Source organism: Methylophilaceae bacterium (assembly GCA_018398995.1).
Lineage (GTDB): Bacteria > Pseudomonadota > Gammaproteobacteria > Burkholderiales > Methylophilaceae.
The window spans coordinates 1,749,404-1,774,565 of record CP073759.1; the positions used below are offsets into that span (position 1 = coordinate 1,749,404).

At 42.0% G+C, this 25,162-nt stretch carries 17 protein-coding genes; 4 read left to right on the plus strand and 13 right to left on the minus strand.

The window, feature by feature from the left end:
* Positions 1–27 precede the first annotated feature (27 nt).
* Positions 28–3,333: a transglutaminase family protein gene (locus KFB94_08835; GenBank protein ID QVL45330.1), complete on the plus strand. Its 3,306-nt coding sequence runs from the start codon at positions 28–30 to the stop codon at positions 3,331–3,333.
* A gap of 73 nt (positions 3,334–3,406) precedes the next feature.
* Here the strand turns inward: KFB94_08835 and KFB94_08840 are convergent, their stop codons facing one another.
* From KFB94_08840 to KFB94_08900, 13 genes are all read right to left on the minus strand, one after another.
* Entirely contained in the window at positions 3,407–4,174 is a 768-nt protein-coding gene (locus KFB94_08840) for a peptidase (protein QVL45331.1), read from the minus strand.
* Between the two features lie 118 nt (positions 4,175–4,292).
* On the minus strand, positions 4,293–4,916 hold the full coding sequence (locus KFB94_08845) for a peptidase (GenBank protein QVL45332.1): 624 nt from the start codon (positions 4,914–4,916) through the stop codon (positions 4,293–4,295).
* Positions 4,917–5,055: 139 nt separating this feature from the next.
* Entirely contained in the window at positions 5,056–5,991 is a 936-nt protein-coding gene (locus KFB94_08850) for an alpha-E domain-containing protein (protein QVL45333.1), read from the minus strand.
* Positions 5,992–5,993: 2 nt separating this feature from the next.
* The gene (locus tag KFB94_08855) at positions 5,994–7,436 is read right to left on the minus strand and encodes a circularly permuted type 2 ATP-grasp protein (GenBank protein QVL46646.1); all 1,443 of its coding nucleotides are present in this window, start codon (positions 7,434–7,436) and stop codon (positions 5,994–5,996) included.
* 136 nt (positions 7,437–7,572) lie between these two features.
* Positions 7,573–7,968: a GtrA family protein gene (locus tag KFB94_08860; GenBank protein QVL45334.1), complete on the minus strand. Its 396-nt coding sequence runs from the start codon at positions 7,966–7,968 to the stop codon at positions 7,573–7,575.
* Between the two features lie 5 nt (positions 7,969–7,973).
* The gene (locus KFB94_08865; GenBank protein ID QVL45335.1) at positions 7,974–9,380 is read right to left on the minus strand and encodes a glycosyltransferase family 39 protein; all 1,407 of its coding nucleotides are present in this window, start codon (positions 9,378–9,380) and stop codon (positions 7,974–7,976) included.
* A gap of 1 nt (position 9,381) precedes the next feature.
* Positions 9,382–10,416 (minus strand): glycosyltransferase family 2 protein, encoded by a 1,035-nt coding sequence (locus KFB94_08870; GenBank protein ID QVL45336.1) that lies wholly within the window; start codon positions 10,414–10,416, stop codon positions 9,382–9,384.
* A 290-nt stretch (positions 10,417–10,706) separates the two neighbouring features.
* Complete coding sequence (locus KFB94_08875; protein QVL45337.1) at positions 10,707–12,611, minus strand: ATP-binding cassette domain-containing protein; 1,905 nt, start codon at positions 12,609–12,611, stop codon at positions 10,707–10,709.
* Between the two features lie 39 nt (positions 12,612–12,650).
* Positions 12,651–14,681 carry a UvrD-helicase domain-containing protein gene (locus KFB94_08880; protein ID QVL45338.1) on the minus strand — a complete coding sequence of 677 codons (2,031 nt, stop codon included), beginning with the start codon at positions 14,679–14,681 and terminating at the stop codon, positions 12,651–12,653.
* Between the two features lie 3 nt (positions 14,682–14,684).
* Positions 14,685–15,620: a ribosome biogenesis GTPase YlqF gene (ylqF, locus tag KFB94_08885; GenBank protein QVL45339.1), complete on the minus strand. Its 936-nt coding sequence runs from the start codon at positions 15,618–15,620 to the stop codon at positions 14,685–14,687.
* Positions 15,621–15,749: 129 nt separating this feature from the next.
* Positions 15,750–18,011, minus strand: a complete 2,262-nt coding sequence (locus KFB94_08890; protein ID QVL45340.1) for an EAL domain-containing protein — start codon at positions 18,009–18,011, stop codon at positions 15,750–15,752.
* Between the two features lie 27 nt (positions 18,012–18,038).
* Positions 18,039–18,572, minus strand: coding sequence for a hypothetical protein (locus KFB94_08895; protein QVL45341.1), 534 nt, complete (start codon positions 18,570–18,572; stop codon positions 18,039–18,041).
* On the minus strand, positions 18,573–19,055 hold the full coding sequence (locus KFB94_08900; protein QVL45342.1) for a prepilin-type N-terminal cleavage/methylation domain-containing protein: 483 nt from the start codon (positions 19,053–19,055) through the stop codon (positions 18,573–18,575).
* Positions 19,056–19,261: 206 nt separating this feature from the next.
* Between KFB94_08900 and KFB94_08905 the strand changes: the two genes are divergently transcribed.
* From KFB94_08905 to hrpA, 3 genes are all read left to right on the plus strand, one after another.
* Entirely contained in the window at positions 19,262–20,092 is an 831-nt protein-coding gene (locus tag KFB94_08905) for an SAM-dependent methyltransferase (GenBank protein ID QVL45343.1), read from the plus strand.
* 98 nt (positions 20,093–20,190) lie between these two features.
* Positions 20,191–21,057 (plus strand): DNA ligase, encoded by an 867-nt coding sequence (locus tag KFB94_08910; GenBank protein ID QVL45344.1) that lies wholly within the window; start codon positions 20,191–20,193, stop codon positions 21,055–21,057.
* Between the two features lie 98 nt (positions 21,058–21,155).
* Complete coding sequence (gene hrpA, locus KFB94_08915) at positions 21,156–25,142, plus strand: ATP-dependent RNA helicase HrpA (protein ID QVL46647.1); 3,987 nt, start codon at positions 21,156–21,158, stop codon at positions 25,140–25,142.
* The last annotated feature ends 20 nt before the right edge of the window (positions 25,143–25,162 follow it).

A 25,162-nucleotide genomic window follows, 5' to 3' on the forward strand; every position in this document is an offset into this window, starting at 1 on the left:
CTTGGCAATTAAATCAAAAGGAATCGCATGGCAATTCGCGTTGCATTACATCATCAAACCAGTTATCAGTTTGATCGCTTAGTCAGTTTGTCGCCACATGAAGTGCGGTTAAAGCCTGCTGCGCATGCGCGCACGCCAATTTTGTCTTATTCCTTAACTGCTACACCTAACGATCATTTTATTCATTGGCAGCAAGATCCTTACGGCAATTATATTGCGCGGTTCGTATTCCCCGAAAAGATGCAAACATTAACGTTTACGGTCGATTTAGTGGCAGACATGACGGTGATTAATCCGTTTGATTTTTTTGTAGAACAATATGCAGAACATTTTCCTTTTCAATATACCGATCAGCAAACATTTGAATTAAGCGCTTATTTAAAACCAGATCCGATGGGTGATTTGCTCAAAGCTTGGGTCAATAAGGTAAAAAAAGAAATTGTTAAGAAACATTTAAGTACCGCTAATTTTTTGGTTGCGGTTAATCAGCAGTTGCAAAAAGAGATAGGCTATTTGGTTCGTATGGCGCCTGGTATACAAACACCAGAAGAAACCTTAACTAAGTTAACTGGCTCTTGCCGTGATAGTGCTTGGTTGTTGGTGCAAATTTTTCGTCATTTAGGTTTGGCTGCTCGGTTTGTTTCAGGTTATTTAATTCAACTGACGGCAGATATACAAGCTTTAGATGGTCCAAGTGGTACGATGGTTGATTTTACTGATTTACATGCTTGGACAGAAGTGTTTATTCCGGGTGCTGGTTGGATAGGCTTAGATCCAACTTCAGGTTTGATGGCGGGAGAAGGGCATATTCCATTAGCCTGCACAGCTTTACCCTCTTCGGCTGCGCCTGTGACGGGTCTGGCTGATATAGCAGAGGTGACTTTTCATCATAAAATGACGATTACCCGTATCCATGAAGATCCGCGTGTGACTAAACCCTACTCTGAGGAGGATTGGCTTAAGATTGATCAGCTTGGGGAAAAAGTAGACGCAGATTTAAAGAAGCAAGATGTTCGACTTACCCAAGGAGGCGAACCAACTTTTGTTTCAATTGATGATATGGAAGGTGCTGAGTGGAATACGGAAGCGCATGGCGAACAAAAACGTCAATTAGCTGGTGAGCTGGCGCTAAAACTTAAACAGCATTTCACTAAAGGCAGTCTGTTGCATTATGGGCAAGGTAAATGGTATCCGGGTGAGCCTTTGCCAAGATGGGCGATTAGCTTATTCTGGCGCGTTGATGGCAAGCCAATCTGGCATGATGAACAATTATTTTCGGATGAGCATGTTAACGATAAGTATACCGCTAAGCATGCTGCACAATTTGCCAAAACATTGGCGAAACAGCTTGATTTTCCAGAAGCCTGCTTAATTCCAGCATATGAAGATGTTGTTTCACTTGCGCATTTAGAAGCGTGCTTGCCAGAAAATATAGATCCATTAAAAGTGGACTTAAACGACAGTGAAGAGCGGCGCCGATTAGCACGTTTGCTAGAGACTGGCTTGGGAGATGTGGTTGGTTATGTGATGCCAATTAAAGCAGTTGAGACCAAAAAGAAAAGCAAAGAAAAATCAAATGTTGAATGGTTAACGAGTAAATGGCCTATCAAACGTGAGCATTTATATTTATTGAGCGGCGACTCGCCGATGGGTTTGCGTTTGCCGCTTGCCACTTTGCCTTGGGTGTTGCCACAAGAGATGGACCCTGAGTTTCCTGTTGATCCTTTTGAACAAACAGTAGCGCTTGACGATGCTGCGAACAAGGTCAACGTAAAAAAACAAACCATAAAACCAAAAGCGCGTGAGGTGATTCATACCGCATTATGTGTGCAGGTGCGAGAAGGACGATTATTTGTGTTTATGCCGCCAACAAATCGGTTGGAGGATTATTTGGCTTTACTGCATGTAATAGAAAATACCGCGGCAGTATCAGGCTTGAAGTTGTCGATTGAGGGTTATACGCCACCACGCGATGCGCGAATTAAAATGTTAAGTGTGACGCCTGATCCGGGTGTGATAGAAGTCAATATTCATCCTGCGGCATCTTGGGCAGAGTTGGTCAATAACATGACGATACTCTACGCAGAGGCAAGATTGACGCGGCTGGGCACTGAGAAGTTTATGTTAGATGGACGTCATACGGGCACTGGCGGTGGCAATCATGCTACGCTGGGCGGTGCAACAGCAGCTGATAGCCCCATGTTAAGACGACCTGACTTATTAAAAAGCTTGATAACCTATTGGCAAAATCACCCTGCACTTTCCTATTTGTTTTCTGGCACATTTATTGGGCCAACCAGTCAAGCGCCGCGGGTAGATGAAGCACGCGATGATAATTTATATGAGTTGGCGATTGCATTTCAGCAAATGGAGCAAGCATTGCCTGACACCAAAGAAAGTGAACGGCCTTGGTTGGTAGATAGGTTATTGCGTAACTTATTAGTGGATTTAACAGGTAATACACACCGATCAGAATTTTCTATTGATAAGTTGTATTCACCAGACGGCCCAACTGGCCGTTTAGGCTTAGTGGAGTTTCGCGCTTTTGAAATGCCTCCACATGCCAGAATGAGTTTAGTGCAAAGTTTGCTTTTAAGAGCATTGGTGGCAAGGTTTTGGAAAGCGCCATATCAAGGCAAGCTGATTCATTGGGGCACAGAGTTACATGACCGCTGGATGTTGCCGTATTTTGTGGCGCAAGATATCGCCGATGTTGTTAAAGATTTGCGACGCTTTGGTTATTCTTTCGAACAGCACTGGTTTGATCCTTTTGTGGAATTTCGCTTCCCGCGCTATGGAACGGTGGCTTATGAAGGGATAGAGCTTGAATTACGGCAAGCGATTGAACCATGGAATGTGCTAGGCGAAGAAATGAGCGGGGGCGGAACAGCACGCTACGTTGATTCATCAGTAGAGCGGATGCAACTGCGCGTTAGGGGTTTAACAGATGGGCGACATATCGTTACGTGTAATGGTAGGCCATTGCCATTACAGCCAACAGGCAATACAGGCGAATATGTTGCTGGTGTTCGTTTTTGTGCTTGGAACCCATGGTCAGCATTACACCCAACCATAGGTGTGCAAGCGCCATTAATTTTTGATTTAGTGGATACCTGGAGCAATAAAGCGATAGGCGGTTGTACTTACCACGTGTCACATCCTGGAGGTAGAAACTATGATACTTTTCCAGTGAACGCAAATGAGGCGGAGGCACGTCGTTTTGCCCGTTTCTGGAATCATGGACACAAGCCGGGTCAATTAAAAATAACGCTAGAGGAACGCAATCCTAGGTTTCCAATGACATTGGATTTAAGGTGGCAAACAAGTAGTTAAATACATCAAACACTTTTTGTTTTTTAAAACGGTAGAATCCTTTGGGCATGACTTAAATTGCGATGTATGCAAATTAACTTAAATGCTGATGGCTGGTTTCTGAGCTTACTAGCTCTTCTTCCCATTCAAATTTAGGTAAGCTCATTAAGGCATTTACTAAGCCGTTATTCCATTTTTCGGCAAGCTCTTTGGCAAATGCATCATCTTCAGTTAAATGCATTTTTCTACCCTCAGTTAAGCTGCCTGCTTGGTAAAGCATGAGGTCAATTGGCGGGCCTACCGTCAGATTACTACGAATGGTTGAGTTCATAGAAACCAATGCACAACGTGCAGCGCGATTAAGCGATGTATCACGTTTGATAATGCGGTCTAATATTGGTTTCCCATATTTTGTTTCACCAATTTGCAGATAAGGATGTTCATCTGATTCACTAATAAAGTTACCTTGCGGGTAAATGAGTGAAATTTCTGGGTGATCAGATCCAATTTGGCCTGCCACAATAAATGTTGCCTGAAAGCTTGTATTGCCCGCATCTCGCACAACATGTACGTTTTGTATTTTTGTGCTGGTGCTAGCGATGTAATCGATTGCTTCATGCATGCTGCTAACACTTAACAGATTTGGCAACACTGCTTTATCGAGATCATTTTGTAATTTCTTTAACACCTGCTGCGTAGTTGCCAAATTACCCGAGGACATGATGGTAATAAATCGATTGTTAAGCCATGAAAATGTATGCATTTTATTGTAGGTTGATACATTGTCAAAACCAGCATTGGTGCGCGAATCTGAGCACAATACAAGTCCTTCATGAGTGTTAATGGCAAGGCAATAAGTCATTGTTAAGCAGTCCCGGAAGTGCAGAATTAAGCACTATTATTGTTACATTTTTATATTTATTTTTAGCCAAGCTCAATTGTATTCTATAAGCCATACAATCTAAAAGACAATTAATCAATTAAATATCGTTTGGTTTGGACTTTTCATTTTCCCAAGAAAAACGAGGTAAGCTGTCAAGCGCTCTAGTAACGCCTTTGCTCCAAGCGCTCGACATTTGATTGAAAAATTGACTATTTTCATTCAATAATAAGTAGTGGCTTGTTGCTAAGCTATTATTCTTGTAAAGCAGTAATTCGGCTTGCATGGTTACTGTAGGGTTGCCGCGTATGGTAGAGTCAACAGACACCAAAGCGGCATGTGCCGCAGTGTTTAAACTTATATTTCGCTTAATAATACGATCTAAAATAGGTTTGCCAAATTTCATATCACCTATTTGCAAAAAAGGCGAGTCATGCGACTCATGTATAAAGTTACCTTCTGCATAAATCAGTAAGGTTTCCATTTGTGTATTACCTATCTGTCCAGCAACAATAAAGTTAGCAGCGCTTGATGTGTGTTTATCTGCGCTTTGCATATGTGCATTTTGTTGTTGAACGCTGATGCTAGCGATGTAATCTGATACTTCGTTAAGACTATTGGCGGTTAATAAATTGCGGGTGGCATGTTGCCTTAAATCTTGTTGAATTTGTTTTAAAACACCATCAATCGTCAGCTGATTACCCGAACTTAATATTGTAATCATTCGATTGCCTGGCCAGATAAATCGCTGCATATTTGAACTGAGCCGCTCTTTATCTGTATAGGTGGCGCTAAATGAAGCTGCACACAAAACCAAACCTTCATGGGTGTTAATCGATAAACAATATGACACGCCGATTAACTTACTGAATATCAAAGTATTGTTTGGTTATCGCATCGTTAATATCACCAATAAATTGTTGTGATAAATCGATATGCTCATGCAATTTCTCTTCACTCATCGACTGTTCATCTTTTTTGGCTAACGATTTTTGTGCCAGTCTCACTGTTTTGATGACTTCTTTGCTATTAGGCATCTCAATAAGACAAGCTTCTAATTCGCCTATGCAATGCAATATGCTGCGCGGAAAGCGTTTTTCGTTGAATAAAAAATCAACGACATCTGGCATATTGATATGAAAATGTTTTGTGCGACGATAGGTTTGGTAAGCTGACAGCGATTTCAGAATACTCGCCCACAAGGTTTCTTTTGCAACCTCATAGAGCGGGTGATCTTCTGGCAAAGAAATAGCATAGTTGACATCCATAATTCGGGTCGTCATATCTGCACGTTCTAAGTTTCTACCGATTTTCATGAAATGATAGGGTAGGTTGCGCTCCATAGCACCAAAGATTAAGCCAATAATGGCTTGTCGTTGGTAAATGACCTCTTGCAAGAAAATATATTTTTTTCGTCTTTTATTAGAGGTATCTTCAATATTGCTTAAGATATACAAATAAAGACCGTTCACGCGCTCCCAAAGCTCTTCAGGCAATAGCTCTCTTAGGGTGCGGGTATTTTCACGCGCATATTTAATGCAAGCAAAGATCGAGCTAGGATTGCGTTCATCAGCAATTAAAAAATGAATAATGTCATTTTCTTTAGCAGTTTTGTGATATTTGTTATAGAGGTGGTCAACGCCTACAATTTCGAGCAGTGTTTTCCAGCCAATAGAAGCATCGGTTGGCATGTCTAATAGGGTATCAGTAATCTTAATAATCAGACGTGCGGTGTTTTCTGCACGTTCTAGATAGCGTGCCATCCAATAGAGATTTTCAGCATCACGGGCAAGCATCATGGCTAGTGACCTCCTTCAACTATCCAAGTATCTTTGCTGCCGCCACCTTGTGATGAGTTAACCACTAGCGAACCTTGTCGCATAGCAACACGGGTCAACCCTCCCATCGTGACATGTAATTGTTCGGATTGCAGCACGAATGGTCGCAAATCTAGATGGCGTGGTGCAAGTTGACCATTAATAATCGTAGGCCCTGTTGAAATGTTGAGTGTGGGTTGTGCCATGTAATTACGCGGATTTTCAGTGATGAGTTTAGTAAATTCATCACGCTCTTTTTTAGTAGAGCGTGGCCCAATCAACATGCCATAGCCACCTGATTCATTGGCTGGTTTAACAACTAGTTTGTCTAAATTATTTAATACATATTCACGTTGATCTTCATACATGCACAAATAACTGGGTACATTCTTGATAATCGGCTCTTCGCCTAAATAATATTGAATGATTTGAGGCACAAACGTATAAACAATTTTGTCATCTGCAACGCCTGCACCCGGCGCATTTGCAATAGCAACATTACCTTTACGCCAGGCACGCATGAGGCCTTTTACCCCAAGCACAGATTCTGGATTAAACACTTCAGGATCAAGAAAATCATCATCTACACGGCGGTAAATCACATCCACACGTTCTAAGCCTGTGATGGTTTTCATATAAACAATATCTTTATCGTCCACAACCAAATCAGAGCCTTCTGCCAAATTAGCACTCATTTGCTCGGCCAAATAACTGTGCTCAAAGTAAGCCGAGTTATATATACCAGGTGTTAATACTACAATCACTGGTGATTTTATTTTTCGTGGTGATAAGGCTGTCAGTGTTTTATAAAGTAGTGTTGGGTAGTTGTCGATTGGCTTAATGTTGGTAGTCTGGAATAATTCAGGAAACACGCGCTTCATGATTTGGCGGTTTTCTAACATATAAGAAACACCAGAAGGCACACGTAAATTGTCTTCTAATACATACATGGTACCATCCGCATCTCTAACCAAATCAGTGCCACAGATATGCGCCCATGCACCAAAACGGGGCGTTATGCCTATACATTGTTGACGGAAGTTTTTTGAGCCACTAAGGACTTCAATTGGAAAAATGCCGTCTTTAACAATGCGTTGCTCATTGTATAAATCATTGATAAACATATTAAGGGCAGTGAGTCTTTGTTTAAGCCCTTTTTGTACTGTATCCCATTCTTTGCTATCAATAATTCTTGGCACAATGTCAAATGGCCAAGCTCTATCGATATTGCCAGCGTCAGAATAAATGGTAAAAGTAACGCCCATTGCTAAAATGGCAGAATCAACCGCTTGCTTTCTTGCCGCCAACTCTGCCTCGTCCATAGAGGCTAAGTAATCTAATAAGGGTTTGGCAACATCGCGTGGTAACAGTTGATGATCAAATAACTCATCATAAGCTTGATTATTAGCGTATTCTTCAGCAGATATTTTCATAGTGGTTTGATACTACAGAATATAATGGAATATCACTAGCGAATAGTATGCCAGTATTCTGTAAAAGTGACTGATTCACATGTCCAATGGTGGCTTCAATGGTTGCAGTTTTGGTTAAAATGGCCACTATTTATTGGTCAAAAACCCAATGTTTGCTTAACACATAGGTAATCAAAGCAATCAACAGCATGACGATTCCCAATAGCAACCAAAATGGAAGCGGTGTCGTTTGCAATCCTAACCATAATAAACTTTGATTCCCTAGAAAGCTGAATAGCGCCACAATAAAAAATTTAAAGATTGCTTGCTGGTGCTTAGTGGTAGTTCCTTGAAATGTCCAAAGACGGTGTCCAACGTAACTAACTGGAAATGCGGCTAAAAATCCCAGCCAGTTACTGTTTGTCGCAGCAATATTGTCCCACCAGTAGTAACTAAACATCGCCACCGCATAATGCGTTAGCGATGCTGCGATGCCTACGACAATAAAAGTGAAGTATTTGACAAAAATACTGCTTAGGGTTTGCATTAGTCTCATAAGATGAACACGTTATATTTACCGTATGTTCGAATGGGCTGTTTTTTGATATTGAATAATGGGTGCTGCGGCAAGTGACCTTTTTTGATGACAATGTAGCGTACTTTGTTGTCTCTTTTTGGCATGTGTGCCACATCTTTAATAAGGTTAACGCGCCCGTGACTGTAGAACTTAGCCGAAAATGGCACCCGATTCAGAAAGTAAACATCTTCTAATGGAACATTCATCGATTGAAATGTCTGAATGAGATATTTGGTCGTTTTAAATTCAACTGTAGATCCCGTAGTTAATATAATGAGATAAACAAGCTTTATTGCCACCACGCATGCCATGGCTATTTGTAATAGGTTTGTGATGAAGCGCTGGTTAAAAGACTGCATGAGGATATGCGAGAAAATCATGGCTAACGCAGGTAGCCCTGGCAGTACATATGTCCATAATACATTGCCAGAAAGGGTGAAAAATACCAAAGGGGTAAACGCCCAAGCAAGTAATAGACTCTTCCCTGGCAATGTGGAATCGAAAGCGCTTGCTAGCATTTTCTTTCCGTTTTGATAAAGCAAATAGGGAATAATAAAGCACCAAGGGATGGTAGCAGTGATTAAAAATAGCCAAATTGTCCCCCGTGGGAAATCATGTGCCGAACCATACAAATCGCCTTGCCAGCCGGCCACTACAAAGCGCTGCCAATGCTCGCCTAATATAAAGTAATTTAAAAACCCAGGGGTCTTTTGTTCGGCTAACCAATACCACGGCAAACTTAACAGGAGTGTTACGCTAATAATCAACAATAGATGATAGCGTTTATACAAAACGCTTAACTGCCTAGTTGCAACCATCCAAACTACAAGTGGCGTCAGAAACAAAATGAGCGCTATCGGCCCTTTGGCGAGCAAGCCGATAGACAAACCAATAGCCAGATAGACTGAATTGTTGGCTACGCTACCGCGATGTTGCACCACTTGATACTGGCTATAGAGCACGATAGCGCCGCCAAGCACCAGCACCATATCAGTGATTACCGCAACTGATGAAAGATAAAAAAGCGTAAAGCTAAGCAATACGGGCAGAGTGAACAAGGCTAGCTGTTTCGAATAGCTTTTTGCTGTGAGATAGGTTGCTGCCAACACCAGTAGACTGACAACCCAATAAAAGAAGCGCGCACCAAACTCATTAATGCCAAACAATTTAAACCCAAATAAGGTCACCCAAAAAGATAACGGTGGTTTGCCCCAAAAAGGCTGATTATCATCAAACCAAGGGGTAATCCAATCATTGAGCGCCAACATACGTCTTGCAATATCGGCATATCTGGCTTCGGTTGTATCCATTAATGGGTAAAGACCAATTAATATCAATTGGCTCAGCATGGCTAGCCAAAACACTATTTTAAGTTTGTTCATATTAGTTATAGTGTTGAAATTGATTGGGGCAATGATTGTCAAGCTGTTTAATGGATTCAGCATCTTGATGGGTTTTGCTTAAGCACTCATCAACTAAGAATAAGGGTCTGCCTTTGATTTCGCTAAACAGGCGACTCATGTACTCTCCGATGACGCCGATAGACATTAATTGGATGCCGCCAAGAAATAACATGGTCAGAAAAAGTGTAGGGAACCCTCTAACAGCATCGCCAAACATTAAAGTTTTAAAAAGGTAAACCAGCGCCACACTAAATGAGCCGGCCGCAAATAAAAATCCAATATAAGTCGATATTTTAAGTGGTGCTGTTGAAAAGTTGGTAATGCCGTCTAGTGCAAAGTTCCATAGCTTCCAATATGGCCATTTTGTCTTACCAGCTTGGCGAGGCATGCGCACATAATCAATCGTGACTTTTTGAAAGCCAATCCATGCAAATAAGCCTTTCATAAAGCGATTTCGCTCAGGCAGTCGGTTAATTGCATTCACCGCCTTTCTACTCAAAAGTCTAAAATCACCCACATTTTCTTCAATTTCAACATCGCCAATTAACCGCATGAATTTATAAAAATACTTGGCTGTTTGTTTTTTTAGCAAGGAGTCTCCCTCGCGCCCGATACGCCGCATATTAACAATATCAACGCCCGATAACCACGCGTCTACCATGAGTGGAATATGATGAGGTGGATCTTGAAGGTCGCAATCCATGACTATCGTTGCGTCGCCTGTGGTTTTTTGCAAACCAGCACTCACCGCTAATTCTTTGCCAAAATTTCTACTCAATTTAATTAAAACAACATTGGGATTATTTGCTTTAATGCTTTTGAGGATGGAGTAACTCTTGTCGCTACTGCCGTCATCAATGTAAATGATTTCATAATGGTATTGCTGGATTTTTAAAACGGAAGAAAGGGTGTTGTGGAAAATTTCAATGACTTCAGATTCGTTATAAACGGGGATGACAATGCTAATTAATTGGTTGTTTTTGATGTCTTGCGACGTTCGTAATAGCTGGCCCATGGGGGTCCTTTCCTTAATGAAAATGTTGTTTTTTTGACTAAAAATTAATATTTTTTCTTAAAAATATACAAAAAACAATTAAAAGACTTGACATTAAAAAAATAGTTTAAAATTTAATGATTTATTTTTATGCCCAATTAACGCATATTGCGTTAATTGGATGTTGTGATTTGAGAACACTGAACAGGATTGATGAGACAAAGCGACATCGTGTAGCCGCCAAATTGAAGGGGGGGTGGTTACGTTTATTAACTCAGGAGATGCTTATTCTATTTAGCTAAAAATACAGCTTACTGATTGGCACGTTTTTCTAAATAATCCCAGCGCTCCAGCATGGATGCAATATCACTTTCTAATACTTGTATATTGGCTTGTAATTGCTTGACTCGCTCAGGATCATTTTTGTAAATATCGACATCAGTCAGTGTTAAGTGTATTGCGGATAGTTGATTTTCTAGTTGTTCGATAGCGTTCGGTAAAGTTTCTAACTCTTTTTTTTCTTTGGTACTCAGCGCTTGTGACTGATGTGTTGGTTTTGCCGAAACAGTTTTGCTTTTAACTGACTTATCGGGTGCAGCAGGTTTGGTTATTTTTTGTTGATTAAACCGTAGCCAATCATCATAACCGCCGCCAAATTCATCTAAAACGCCATTGCCTTCAAATGCAATCACTTGCGTAACGGTGTTTTCTAAAAACTCGCGGTCATGGCTGACCAAAAATAAAGTGCCTTGATACGCTTGTAACAAGCTTTCTAATAATTCTAAGGTATCGATATCTAAATCGTTGGTTGGTTCATCCAATACCAATACATTGGTGGGACGCGCAAATAACCGTGCTAACAGCAGACGATTTCGTTCGCCACCAGACAGCGATTTAACAGGTGAACGTGAACGCTGCGGCGGAAATAAAAAGTCTTCTAAATAGCTTATAACATGCTTTCTTTCAGTGCCGATTTCCACAAAATCGGAACCTGGACTAATGGTATCAGCGAGTGTCGCCTCCTCATCAAGCTGTTCGCGCATTTGATCAAAATAAGCAATATTTAAATTGGTACCGCGCTCTATCGTCCCGCTATCTGGCTCAATCTCACCCAAAATAAGTTTCAGCAGCGTACTTTTACCGATCCCGTTAGGCCCTAATAAACCAATGCGGTCGCCGCGTAAAATACGCGTGCTAAAATCATTAATGAGTGTTCTATCACCATACGATTTTTTGACGTTTTCCAACTCGGCAACCAATTTGCCTGAACGTTCACCGGCATCAATATTCAGTTTGACATTGCCTTGACGATCGCGGCGCGCGGCGCGCTCTAAGCGTAATCGTTCTAATTGACGCACGCGACCCTCGTTACGGGTGCGGCGCGCTTTAATGCCTTGGCGTATCCAGGCTTCTTCTTGCGCTAATACTTTGTCAAACTTAGCGGCGTGGGTTGCTTCAATGGCAAGTAACTCTTCTTTTTTAACCAAATAGTTTTGATAGGTGCCAACAAAATCGGTGAGTTTGCCACGGTCAAGCTCGGTAATGCGCGTAGCAAGACGATTCAAAAATCGTCTATCATGCGTGATAAATAAAACGGCACCTTTAAAACTTAATAGCAACTCTTCTAACCATAAAATGGCTTCCAAATCCAAGTGGTTGGTCGGCTCATCTAGTAGCAATACCTCAGGCTCTGCAACCAGCGCGCGACCCAAGGCAACGCGCTTGCGCCAGCCGCCAGAAAGGGTAGAAATCAAGACATCGGCATCTAAACTTAATCGCGTTAAAACGGTTTCTATTTTGGATTGCATCTCCCATGCATTTTGCGTATCGAGATCATGTTGTAATGTTTCCATTTCCTTCATTAGCGCTTCATAATCAGCATCGGGTTCACCCATTTTATGCGTCACATCATGATAAGCAACTAAGGTTTTTTGCACGGCACCTAAGCCTTCAGCAACCGCTTCATAAATGGTATGGCTTGGGTTTAATTCAGGTTCTTGTGGGACATAGACGGTGCGTGCTGATTGTGCTGTCCACACTTTACCATCGTCCAATTTAATTTCACCAGCCAGCGCTTTTAACATGCTGGATTTGCCAGCGCCATTGCGACCAATTAAGCCGACACGCTCTCCTGCATCAAGCTGAAACGCAGCTTTATCTAATAGCGCGTGATGACCAAAAGCAAGTGAGGCATGTTCTAGAGTGATGTAAGGCATTGATTTATTTTAACTTTATGTTGTTTTATATTAAGGTTTTTAAATTGAGCTGGTTTTATTTTTGGCTAACATGGCGCGAATGTTCGCCATTTTTTCTTTGCCAAAATTTTTGCTAATCTCAGGGTCATTAAAGGGATTGCCAAAGTGACGTACATCGTCTTTGGGTAATTCTGCAATAAATCGGCTAGGTTCACACATTTCCATTTCGCCGGCACGTTTGCGCTTTTTACACCACGAGATATTCAGTGATTTTTGGGCACGGGTAATGCCGACATACATCAATCTTCGTTCTTCTTCTATCTTATCATTATCAATCGATTCTCGGTGCGGCATAATGCCTTCTTCAACACCGATTAAAAACACATGGCCAAACTCTAAGCCCTTTGCCGCATGTAAAGTACTGAGCTTGACTGCGTCGGGTTCGCCTTCTTCCCGGCCTTCTAAAATGCTAATTAGCGCGACCATTTGCGTCAGTTCTAACAAGGTTTTATCGTTAGATTCGTTGCCAAATTCTGTGCTGCCTTTGCTCTTATTGGTCAGCCAAGCCACAAATTCCAACACATTATTCCATCTATTTTCGGCGGCCCGCTGCTCTTCGTGATCGTATAAATACGCCTCATATTGAATGGCTTTGAGTAAGTCGCTTAAAATTTCTTCGGCAGGATCTTTTAATGCACGTGTTTGTAATTGATTGATATATTGCGTAAAAATAAGCAAATCATCTAACTGTTTTTGCCCAATGGTGCTTTGAAATCCACCTTCAAACGCAGCCGCAAATAAAGATAAATGATGTTCACTTGCATATTCTCCTAATCGTTCTAATGTTGTGCTACCAATTCCTTTTTTTGGCGTGGTTGCTGCACGGATAAATGCAGGATCATCATCTTCATTCGCAATTAAACGTAAATAGCTGACAATATCCTTAATCTCTGCTTTATCAAAAAACGACTGACCGCCAGAAATAGTGTAAGGGATTTTATTATTGCGTAATTGCTGTTCCAAAATACGCGATTGATGATTGCCTCGATACAAAATGGCATAGTCTTTATAGTGTGTTCTATTTTCGAACTTGTGCGCCATCAACTTGGTAACCACGTTTTCAGCCTCATGATTTTCATCACGCGCCGCACTCACTTGCAGCAAATCACCTGTACCTAAATCGCTCCATAATTTCTTTTCAAATAGCTTGGGATTATTAGCAATCACTTGATTGGCGGCCCTTAAAATACGTACGGTAGAGCGATAATTTTGCTCTAGTTTAATGACTTTTAGATTACTAAAATCTTTGGTTAATTGATTGAGGTTTTCAACATCTGCACCGCGCCAACCATAAATGGCCTGGTCATCATCGCCCACAGCGGTAAACTGTTTCGAGAAACCAGTGAGTAATTTAACCAGTTTATATTGGCAGGCATTGGTATCTTGATATTCGTCAATTAACAAATATTTCAGCTTCATTTGCCATTGCTGCAAGGTCTCGGCATTATGTTCAAATAGCTCAACAGGCAATTTAATTAAGTCATCAAAATCAACCGCTTGATAGGCTTTTAACGATTGTTGATACAGTTGATATACTTTTGCAGCGGCGTGCGTTAGGTCTTCATCCGCTGTTGCTTTGGCTTGGTCTGGGCTAATCAATGCATTTTTCCAGCCAGAAATTTGCCATTGGGTTTTGCGTAGTAATTGCTTATCGGTCGTAGCAAGAATATCGGACAGAATTTTAAAACTATCCGATGCGTCTAAAATTGAGAATTGCGGCTTATAGCCGAGCAAACTGGCCTCTTTGCGCAGAATTTGTAAACCCAGTGAATGAAATGTGGCGATAGTTAAGCCTTTGGTTTTTTTGCCCACCATCAACTTTGCTACGCGTTCTTGCATTTCAAGTGCGGCTTTATTGGTAAACGTAATCGCTGCAATTTCTTTTGGCGCATAGCCAACTTCATCAATTAAATGGGCAATTTTTTGCGTAATGACACGCGTTTTACCACTCCCCGCACCTGCTAATACGAGCAAAGGGCCATCGACATATTTCACCGCTTCACGCTGTGGCGCATTGAGAGTGTTTAACATGAATTATATTTCTGAATCGCTGCTTGGTTCTGACAGTGCTTCTGATACGCTTTCTGTTTGGGGAGCTGCGTTTTCCATCAAAGCTTGCCTGCTGGAGGGCGTTTCTAAACTGATACGGCCAATGCTACCGTGGCGATAATCGGTTAAAAAAACCATGGCTGTTCTTTCTAAATCCCACACACCATCGCGGCGTTTATAAGCGCGGCGCTTGGCAATTGCTTCGAGTAAATCAACGCCGTCCATTGCTTGCACATTCAGTTTCATTGCGTCTAGCTTATAACGTGCGTTTAATAAGTCAGGATAGCTGGCGAGTAAGTTATTGCCTAAAAATACAGCCACATCTTCATCAATGACTGCATTGCGTCCAATGGCATGGCTTGCGGCTAGCATAAAACCATCACTATCGTGTGCTATCTTTGGCCACATCATGCCTGGTGTGTCGGTAATATTCATGGTGGCATCTAAGTCAAATCGCTGTTGACTCTTGGTCACGGCAGGTTCATCGCCTACTTTTGCTACTCTGCGATTAAGCAGCGCATTCATTAAGGTGGATTTTCCAACGTTAGGAATGCCCATAATCATCATACGCAGCGGTTTAATATGCGTGCCGCGATGTGGCGCTAATGCTTTACAAAGACCCGGAATCTTCTTTGCATCGCCTGGCTTTTTGCACGAAAGGGCAACCGCTTTGGTGTTGGGTTGCGCATTAAAATGATTGAGCCAAGCTTGTGTTGCTTGTGGGTCGGCTAAGTCGGCTTTGTTGAGTATCTTTAAATTCGGACGTTGACGAAACAAGCGCATCTCATCAATCATTGGATTATGGCTAGCAGCCGGCAAACGCGCATCAAGCACTTCAATGACTACATCGATAAACTCCATGGTTTCTGCCGCTTTTTTGCGCGCAGAGGTCATGTGACCCGGATACCACTGAATTGCCATGCTTACTCCGTTGTAATACACATAAATATTGTTTGCATTGGGTCAGCTGCTTTTATTGTGAGCTGCGACTAACCTTGATGCATACAATCAGATTGCGTATTTTATCATTAGCTTGGCTTGCTTACCGATTTATTGCGGCTTGCTAGGCTTGTTTTGCGCCCGTGAACTGACAAGAGATAGTTGTTTGCCAGAGGTTAATAATGTGGTTGCCGCCTTTGCTGGCAATGGCTTGCTGAAGAAGTAACCTTGTATTTGGTCACACTGTTGTTTTTTAAGATAACGCACTTGCGCTGCCGTTTCTACGCCTTCAGCGACTACTTTGAGGTTTAGGTTTTGCGCAAATTGAATAATAGTATCCACAATCGGTGCTTTTTGTTTGGTGGAGGTTACCGCATCAATGAAGGCTTTATCAATTTTTAAAATATCAATAGGCAGCTTGTTTAAATATGAAAGATTAGAGTAGCCAGTGCCAAAATCATCAATAGAGAGTGTGATGCCGAGTGATTTTATTGTGTTTAATGTATTGATTGTTGCGTCTAAACCATCCATTAAAATATTTTCTGTTAGCTCTAGCTCTAAATATTTAGCCGCTAATCCTGTTTCGGAAAGGATATTTGTTGTTTTCTCAACAAAGGTTTCTTCTTGAAATTGTCGAGCAGAAACATTGACCGACATCAGTAAGGGTTTAATGCCAATTTGTTGCCATGACATCATTTGTTTACAAGCGGTTTGCAACACCCATTCACCAATGGGAATAATTAAGCCAGCTTCTTCAGCAACAGGGATAAATTTGTCTGGCGTCACGTTGCCTAACGCTGTGTTTTGCCAACGGAGCAAGGCTTCTAAACCAACAATCTGATGTGTATGCAGGTCAACTTTAGGTTGATAATGCAATGTAAATTCATCATGTTCTATGGCTTTGCGCAACAAAGAAATCATTTGCATCCGCTCCGCCGCTTTATCGTTCAAATCTTGCGTGAAGAATTGATAGTTGTTTCTGCCTAGCTCTTTAGCACGATACATAGCGATGTCGGCATTTTTGATGAGTGTTTCTGCATTGTTGCCATCACTCGGATATACAGCAATCCCAATACTGCAACTGCTAATCAGTTCATGGTGATGAATATAGGCGGGCTCAGCTACTGTCTGCATAATCAGATTGAGCACACTTAATTGAATGTTTTCACCTGCATCTCCTGATAGCACAATGACAAACTCATCACCACCAAAACGGGCCACGGTATCACTATCTCTGGTTTCTTCCATTAAACGACGACCAATTTCTTTGAGTAACTCATCGCCCACGCTATGGCCCATACTATCGTTAACCACTTTAAAGCGATCTAGGTCAATGAATACAACCCACATGGCTTTGCCTGTGTAAGCGCTATGCTCCATTGCCAGTTTTAATCGATCTTGCAATAAAATGCGATTAGGTAACCCTGTCAGTCCATCATACTGCGCTTCTAATAATAGTTTTTGCTCACGCTCGTGCGTTGCAATCGCAATGCCAACACGGCTAGCTAAATCGCGAAACTCAGACCAATTCGGATCATCTTCTGTTAACCAAGTTTGACTACCAATAGCCACAAATGCACATATGCTACCTTGCCAAAAAACAGGATAAACCCACAGATGATCGGCTCCCATTTCAGCCAATAGTCTTGAGTGGGCAAGCGAACTCGTGTGGCTACTTCTTGTGATTTGACCTTGCTGATGAAGGCTAATATCGTTTACCTCACCTGGTGTGAGAGACAAGCGTAAGGTATTGAATATACGATTCTTTGCCACAGTGCAGTTACATTGCAGCTGATTGACTGATTGATTCTCTACATTTGCAATGAGGATGATAGCGTCAGGTTTTAATGTTTGCATCCTATTGATAACGAGTTCAGTAATCTGCTCAATATCAATTTTAGAGATAATTTCTCTATCAATTTTAGAAAATGACTGCAGTGTATTCAATTGCTTTTTGATATGTGTAGACATGGTATTAAAAGCAGCAGCAAGCGCAGAAAATTCTGAATCTCCATCCACTTTTACGGTGACAAAATCCCCTTCAGCAATTTGTTTAGTCCCCTTGATTAATTGTTCAAGTGGCACCATGGTTTTTCTAATTTGAATCAAACTCAATAGGCCAATCACCAACAAACTGAGTACTGCAATGCTAATATAAGCCTTGCTACCGACTAAATCTTTGAGATCGGTTGGTGTGATTGGATCTAGCCTCGTTGTTTCAAACAGCCAAGGGTTGTTGTGAAACTCTCCTGCTAGAAAAAGTGTCCAGACCCCCTGATTAATTGGGCTTGGTTGGGTTTGCTGCGGATGATCGCTAGAGCAAAATAATTTGGTTTTTACTGTGTTGTTAAACTGATAAGCACAGATGCGCAAGTTTGAAGGATAGTCTGTACTCTCTCCTCACATGTAGCGCGGGTTTATCGTGGCAATATAGACAGTAGCAATGTTGCGATCAACTTGTCGTAATACAAGATTAACAGAATAGTTAGCCGTTGATGGCTTGTTTGGCCATGTTGTTAAATGAATAACATTTGGTTTGATCGTATTTAATCGTTGTAAAAATGATGCGGGAATATCAATCTGCTGACTACTCAGTATGCTGCCATCTGGCAAAATCTCTGTGATTGCGTCAAACATAGCAACATTCTTTTGCCCAAAGTTGAGCGACAAAGTATTTGCCTCGTACAACTTGTTGCCTGCGTTGATTTCATCTTCGAATCGATTGCGGGCAAAGATTAAATTAGAAAAAGCGGATAAAGCGTAAGTACGACTTTTTTCTGACAACGCTTGGTGTTCATAGTTGATAATCAGTTGGTTGAGTTTTTGATTGGATAGCAATGTCATCAGCATTGCTGGAATCACTGCGGCAATGAACAGTAGCAATGCAATACGTTGACTTACTTTGCTTTTTAAAAATGTGCCTGATATGCGCATTTAATAGTTTTTAGCTAAATCAATAAATTTACCATCATTAGCGCGAATGACATCATCCAAACTCGTTTTATTTGTAATTTGTGTTTGCGACTCACCATCTTTACCCATGCTATATAAATCAAAGTCAGAATTTAAAGGGTTTAGCTTTCTATCTTTGCGATTGCCGCCTTTGCCTTTTTTGTTGAATAAGTTGAGGTATTGATACGGGTTATCCCACGGGTCTAACATATCAGCCGCACCCACATCGGCCAGACTATCTGGGTATTTTCTTGCATCATTCCAATATGCTTCTATCTTAGTTGAGATGGCGATGATGTCGGTAACAGCGCCTGCTACGCGTGCTTTTTCGGTGTATTCTTCATATGCAGGAGTGGCAATTGCAGTCAATACACCAATAATGGCAACCACAATCATCATCTCAACCAAAGTTAAACCACTTTGTGTTGTGTGTAGATTAGCAAATGTAATGTTTGATTGCACCATTCAATTGTATCTTGGCTTTTGATATTGATAGCAATCATATAACAGTCAACATTTTAGCCATCGCACAAACAAGCAGGATAATTCAGCGTTAATTATGCTTTTGTAGGGCAATTGGTCCTGCCTTTATCATATGATATGCGCCTTGTATTGCAGTGAGAGGTAATTAATTGTTATGTTTGACTAGCTGACATATTAAAATAGCGGTTATGTCTTTGCCGCCAGAAATACAACCCAATCAATCCGTGCCTTTGCTGAAGGCGCTCCATATTCTCACGCGTGATGGCAAACTCAATCAAGATAGTCGCCGTAAGTTAAAGCAGGTTTATCACTTGGTTAACTTTATTGCGCCTTTGCTGAAGGACGTCCTCACTAAACAAGAAAATCCGACATTGGTGGATCATGGCGCAGGTAAATCCTATCTAGGCTTTATTTTGTATGATTTGCTACTTAAGCAATTATCACAAGGCCAAGTGATTGGTATAGAAACACGCGCGGAATTAGTGCAAAAATCAACAGAGTTGGCGCACAGTTGCGGTTTTGATCGAATGCAATTTGAGCATTTAAGTGTGGCTGAATCAGTGGGTTGCGCCAATATTCCAGATAAAGTCGATATTGTCACCGCCTTACATGCTTGTAATACCGCGACTGATGATGCGATTCAATTTGGGTTGAAAAAGCAGGCGCAATATATGGTGTTGGTACCTTGTTGCCAAGCGGAGGTGGCAGAGGAGATGCGTAAAAACAAAGCGCAAAGTTTGAGTCAAACAGCGCTGGCTGAAATCTGGCGTCACCCGATTCACACCCGTGAATTTGGTAGCCACATCACCAATGTATTGCGTTGTTTGCAATTAGAATCAGCAGGTTATAACGTGACTGTGACGGAGTTGGTTGGCTGGGAACACTCAATGAAAAATGAGCTGATTATTGCTAAATATACAGGGCAGAAACGTAAAAATGCCCGTGAACGACTCAATCAGATTTTGCAAGAGTTGAATTTGACAGAGCTGCAACAACGTTTTCATGCTGAGGTTTTTTAGCAATAACCCGCTAGTGATGGCGATTAGTAGGTGCGTCGCTTTAAAGTAGGTGAATGGCGTAAAATAAGTACTCATCTCAATCAATAAAAAGAATAAAAATGAAAAACCTATTGCATAACTGCATCAAGAAGCTGGTTCCTGCTTTTGTCATAATACTGACCTTTGTTATTCCACAATATGGCTATGCTACCGATAGTAATCCCGCTGTATTGTTGGCAGACATCTATAACGACGATATTGATGTGACGCAGTATCTCATTAGTGAAAAATTTGATGGCGTTCGCGCAATTTGGGATGGCAAACAGCTGATGACTAGGCAAGGTAATCTGATTGCTACGCCTGTTTGGTTTACCGCTCACTTTCCCAAGGCGCGCTTAGATGGCGAATTATGGATTAAACGTGGCGCGTTTGATATCGTATCTGGCATCGTTAGAAAGCAAACACCAATTGATAACGATTGGCATCAAGTCTCCTATTTAATTTTTGAGCTACCCAATGGTAATGGTGATTTTTCCACACGTTATCAAACGCTTAGCCGAATGATACAACATGCGAATGTTAAGCACTTAAAGCCAGTTAAACAATTTAAAGTGCGCGATAAAAAACACTTAAAACAAACATTGGCAGCCATCGTAAAAGCGGGCGGCGAGGGCTTAATGCTCCATCGCGCCAATGCGCTATATGCAACGGGGCGCAGCGATGTGTTGTTAAAGCTAAAACCGTCACTCGATGCGGAGGCGGTGGTCATAGCACACTTGCCAGGCAAAGGTAAATATGCCGGCAAAATGGGCGCTTTGTTAGTTGAATTGCCAGACGGTACTCAGTTTAAATTAGGCACAGGCTTTACCGATGCACAACGTGAATATCCACCCGCAATTGGTAGCACGGTCACTTTTATGTATCAGCATAAAACAAAAGCAGGTAAACCAAGGTTTGCCCGTTTTTTGCGAGTCAGAAAAGAATAGCCTGCGCAGGCGCTTGCGCTGTAGCGTGGTAAAATCACGCGCTTATGCAAGACGCGCAAAAACTCATTAGCAATTTAGAACAGCAATTATCAAATTGTATGTTGGCTGATCGCTTTCAGCTACAAAGACGGTTACGGCAAGCCAAAGACCTCATTAAACTCCATAAGCCAGTTGAACAATCACTAGCTGATATTGTGCGCAAAGTGCAAAGTTCATCACAACGTTATACGCAACGGCTAGCAAAATTACCTAAACCAGAATATCCGTTAGAGTTACCTGTTTCATCCAGACGCGATGAAATTGCTAAAGCGATTACAGAAAATCAAGTGGTGATTGTGTGTGGCGAGACAGGCTCAGGTAAAACCACGCAATTGCCTAAAATCTGTCTAGAACTCGGTCGCGGCGTTGCGGGTTTAATTGGCCATACGCAGCCACGCCGTATTGCCGCACGTTCCGTTGCAACGCGCATCGCACAAGAGCTAGATTCTGCGTTGGGCGAGATTGTTGGTTATAAAGTGCGCTTTAATGAAAAGTCATCTGAAGCCAGCTATATCAAGCTGATGACCGATGGTATTTTGCTAGCAGAAACGCAAGGTGACCGATTTTTAAATGCTTATGACACCATCATTATTGATGAAGCGCACGAGCGTAGTTTGAATATTGATTTTTTGCTGGGATATCTCAAACAGCTATTACCAAAACGACCCGATTTAAAAGTGATTGTGACATCAGCAACCATTGATGCGGAACGGTTTGGCAAACACTTTGCTGCAAAAAATGTAGCTGGAGAGCTGGTGAATGCGCCCATTATTGAAGTCAGTGGCAGAACTTATCCAGTTGAAGTGCGTTATCGACCATTGGGTAAAGCTGGATTTATCTCGCACGAAGTTGTGCAAGATGATGATTTTGATGATGACGACACAGCTACGACCAACGTGCATGGCATACAGCGCAAAGGAAAAACTGAAGCACGCTGGTTAGCTGAAGATGATGAAGAAGAAGCCATCGAAGAGGCGATTTTAGATGCGGCAGATGATTTATTACGCCAAGGCGATGGCGATATTTTGGTGTTTTTACCAGGCGAGCGTGAAATACGTGATACCGCCGACCATTTGCGCAAATACCAAGGTCGCTCACCTAAGTTAAAACATATCGAAGTGTTGCCATTATTTGCCAGATTAAGCATTGCTGATCAGCAAAAAATCTTTAAACCACATGGGCAACGCCGTATTGTGTTGGCAACCAACGTTGCCGAAACATCACTGACTGTGCCCGGTATTAAATACGTGATTGACGCTGGTTTGGCGCGCATTAATCGTTATAGTGCACGTGCCAAAGTGGAGCAATTGCAAATCGAAAAAATTTCACAAGCCGCCGCCAAGCAAAGAGCGGGGCGTTGTGGACGTGTGTCGAATGGTATTTGTGTACGGCTGTATGCTGAAGAAGATTTTAACAATCGACCAGCGTTTACTGACCCTGAAATTATCCGCAGTTCACTCGCTAGCGTCATTTTGCGCATGGGTGCATTGCGATTAGGTGATGTTGAGCAGTTTCCATTTATTGAAGCCCCCAGCTCTCGATTAATTTCCGACGGCTATCTGCAATTGCAAGAGTTAGGCGCGGTGGATGCCAAGCGGCAAATCACCGATATTGGTTTGCAATTGGCTAGGCTACCACTCGATCCGCGCATTGGCCGTATGATTTTGGCTGCGAAAAAAGAAGCGTGCTTGCAAGAAGTGTTGATTATTGCCAGTGTGCTGAGTATGCAAGATCCGCGCGAACGTCCAATGGATAAACGTGAAGCGGCAGCCAATGCCCATGCCAAATTTGATGGTGAAGGTTCTGATTTTATCAGCTTTCTTAAAATTTGGGATTGGTATGAGCATGCGTTTAAAAACAAACAATCTAACAAAGATTTATTGAATCAGTGTCATGCAAACTTCCTGTCATTTCTGCGCTTAAAAGAATGGCGCGAGCTCTATCTTCAATTAAAAGAAATTGCAGAAGAAATGGAGTTTAAGCTCAATACAAAAGCAGCCAATTACGAGCAAATCCATAAGGCGTTATTAGCGGGTTTATTAGGCAATATCGGCTTTAAAGATGGCGATAATGACGCTTATTCAGGTGCGCGTAGCATTCGTTTTTATGTCGCGCCTGGCTCATGCTTAAAAAAATCGCGACCAAAATGGGTCATGGCAGCTGAGCTGGTAGATACCTCAAAACTGTATGCGCGTTGTGTCGCAAAAATTGAACCCGATTGGATAGAGCCGCTCGCGCGTCATTTAACCAATAGTACTTATACCGACCCCCGTTGGGATAAAAAGCTAGCGCAAGTCACCGCATGGGAACGGGTGAGTTTGTATGGCTTAACGGTTGTGCCAAAACGCCGTGTGCACTATGGGCCGATTAATGTCGAAGTTTCACATGAAATCTTTATTCGTGAGGCATTGGCTAATATGGAGTTGGAGATAAAAGCGCCATTTTTAACCGAAAATAAGCGCATTATCGCCGAAATTGAAGAATTAGAACATAAAGCTAGACGTCAAGATGTGTTGGTTGATGAGCATGCTTTATTTGCGTTCTACGATAAGATTGTGCCGCAAGAAATTGTGAATGGCATCGGATTTGAGGCCTGGCGCAAAGAGGCAGAAAAGCAAAATCCTAGACTATTATTTCTGACTAAAGATGATTTAATGCGTCACGAAGCAGAAAGTGTGACCGAAACCCAGTTTCCAGAAACCATCGAAATGGATGGTGTTAGGATTCATTTAAAATACCGTTTTGAACCGGGTCATGTGTTAGATGGCGTTACCGCGACCATTCCTTTGGCTTTACTGAATCAACTAGATGCAACACGTGCCGAATGGCTGGTGCCAGGGATGTTACGCGAAAAAGTGACAGCGTTAATCAAGATTTTGCCAAAGACATTCCGTCGCGTTTGTGTGCCTGTTCCAGATTTTGTGACAGCCTTTTTAAGCCAAGCCAAAGTAGGCACGCAGCCTATTTTGATTGCATTGGTCAATTATATTCAGCAACAAACCAGCTTAAAACTGGGTGTTGACGACTTCATGATTGATAAATTGCCAGTGCATTTTTTCATGAATTTTAGTGTGATTGATGAAAAGCAGCGCGAGCTAGGCATGAGTCGTGATTGGCATGCTTTAAAAAATCAATTGGGCAATGCCGCACAACTGACGTTTAGAAATAGCACCGCCAATCACATCGAAAAATCAGGCATTCTACAATGGGATTTTGGCGATTTGCCAGCCACGTTAACCTTTAGCAAAGAAGGTCATCAGCTCACTGGTTATCCTGCACTAGAAGATCAAATTGATAGTGTGGCTATTAAACTATTTGATACCGAACAAGCGGCTTACAATGCGCATCGCGCAGGCGTTTGTCGATTAATGCGGTTTGAGTTAAAAGAGCAAATGAAGCAGTTGCAAAAAGCGTTGCCCAATTTTAATCAATACGCGTTACAACTGCGGAATGTGATTACGCCAGATGATTTAAAAGAGGATTTGGTCACCACATTAGCCGACCGTGCTTTTGTGGGTGAAGATGATTTGCCGCGCACCAACGATGCCTTTATGGCACTGAAACAACGTGCTAAAACACGCTTGCCAGCGGTGAAAGATGCGCTTTTCCGTATCATTACTCAGATTGGCACAGAGTATTTTGCACTAGCTGATGCGCAATCCAAAATGCCAGCTAAAGCCAATCGCCTAACAAAAGATGTCGAAACGCAAATGCAAAGTTTGCTTTATAAAGGTTGCTTTAGCCAAACGCCGTGGGATCAATTGCAACATCTGCCACGTTATCTAAAAGCCTTACGTTTGCGCATTGAAAAGCAACCGAGTAACCCCGATAGAGATGGTAAACATGCGGCCAGTATTGGTGTTTATTGGGATAGATGGCAAGCGGAGATGGAAAAGCAAAGCAAGTTAGGCGATATTTCACCCGCGTTGGCTGATTTTCGTTGGTTGATAGAAGAGCTGCGGGTGTCTTTATTTGCGCAAGAGCTTAAAACGCCGTTCCCCATATCGGTTAAGCGGCTTGATAAAGTTTGGAGTGATTTAATCTAGTCGTTGAGATTGACGCATTG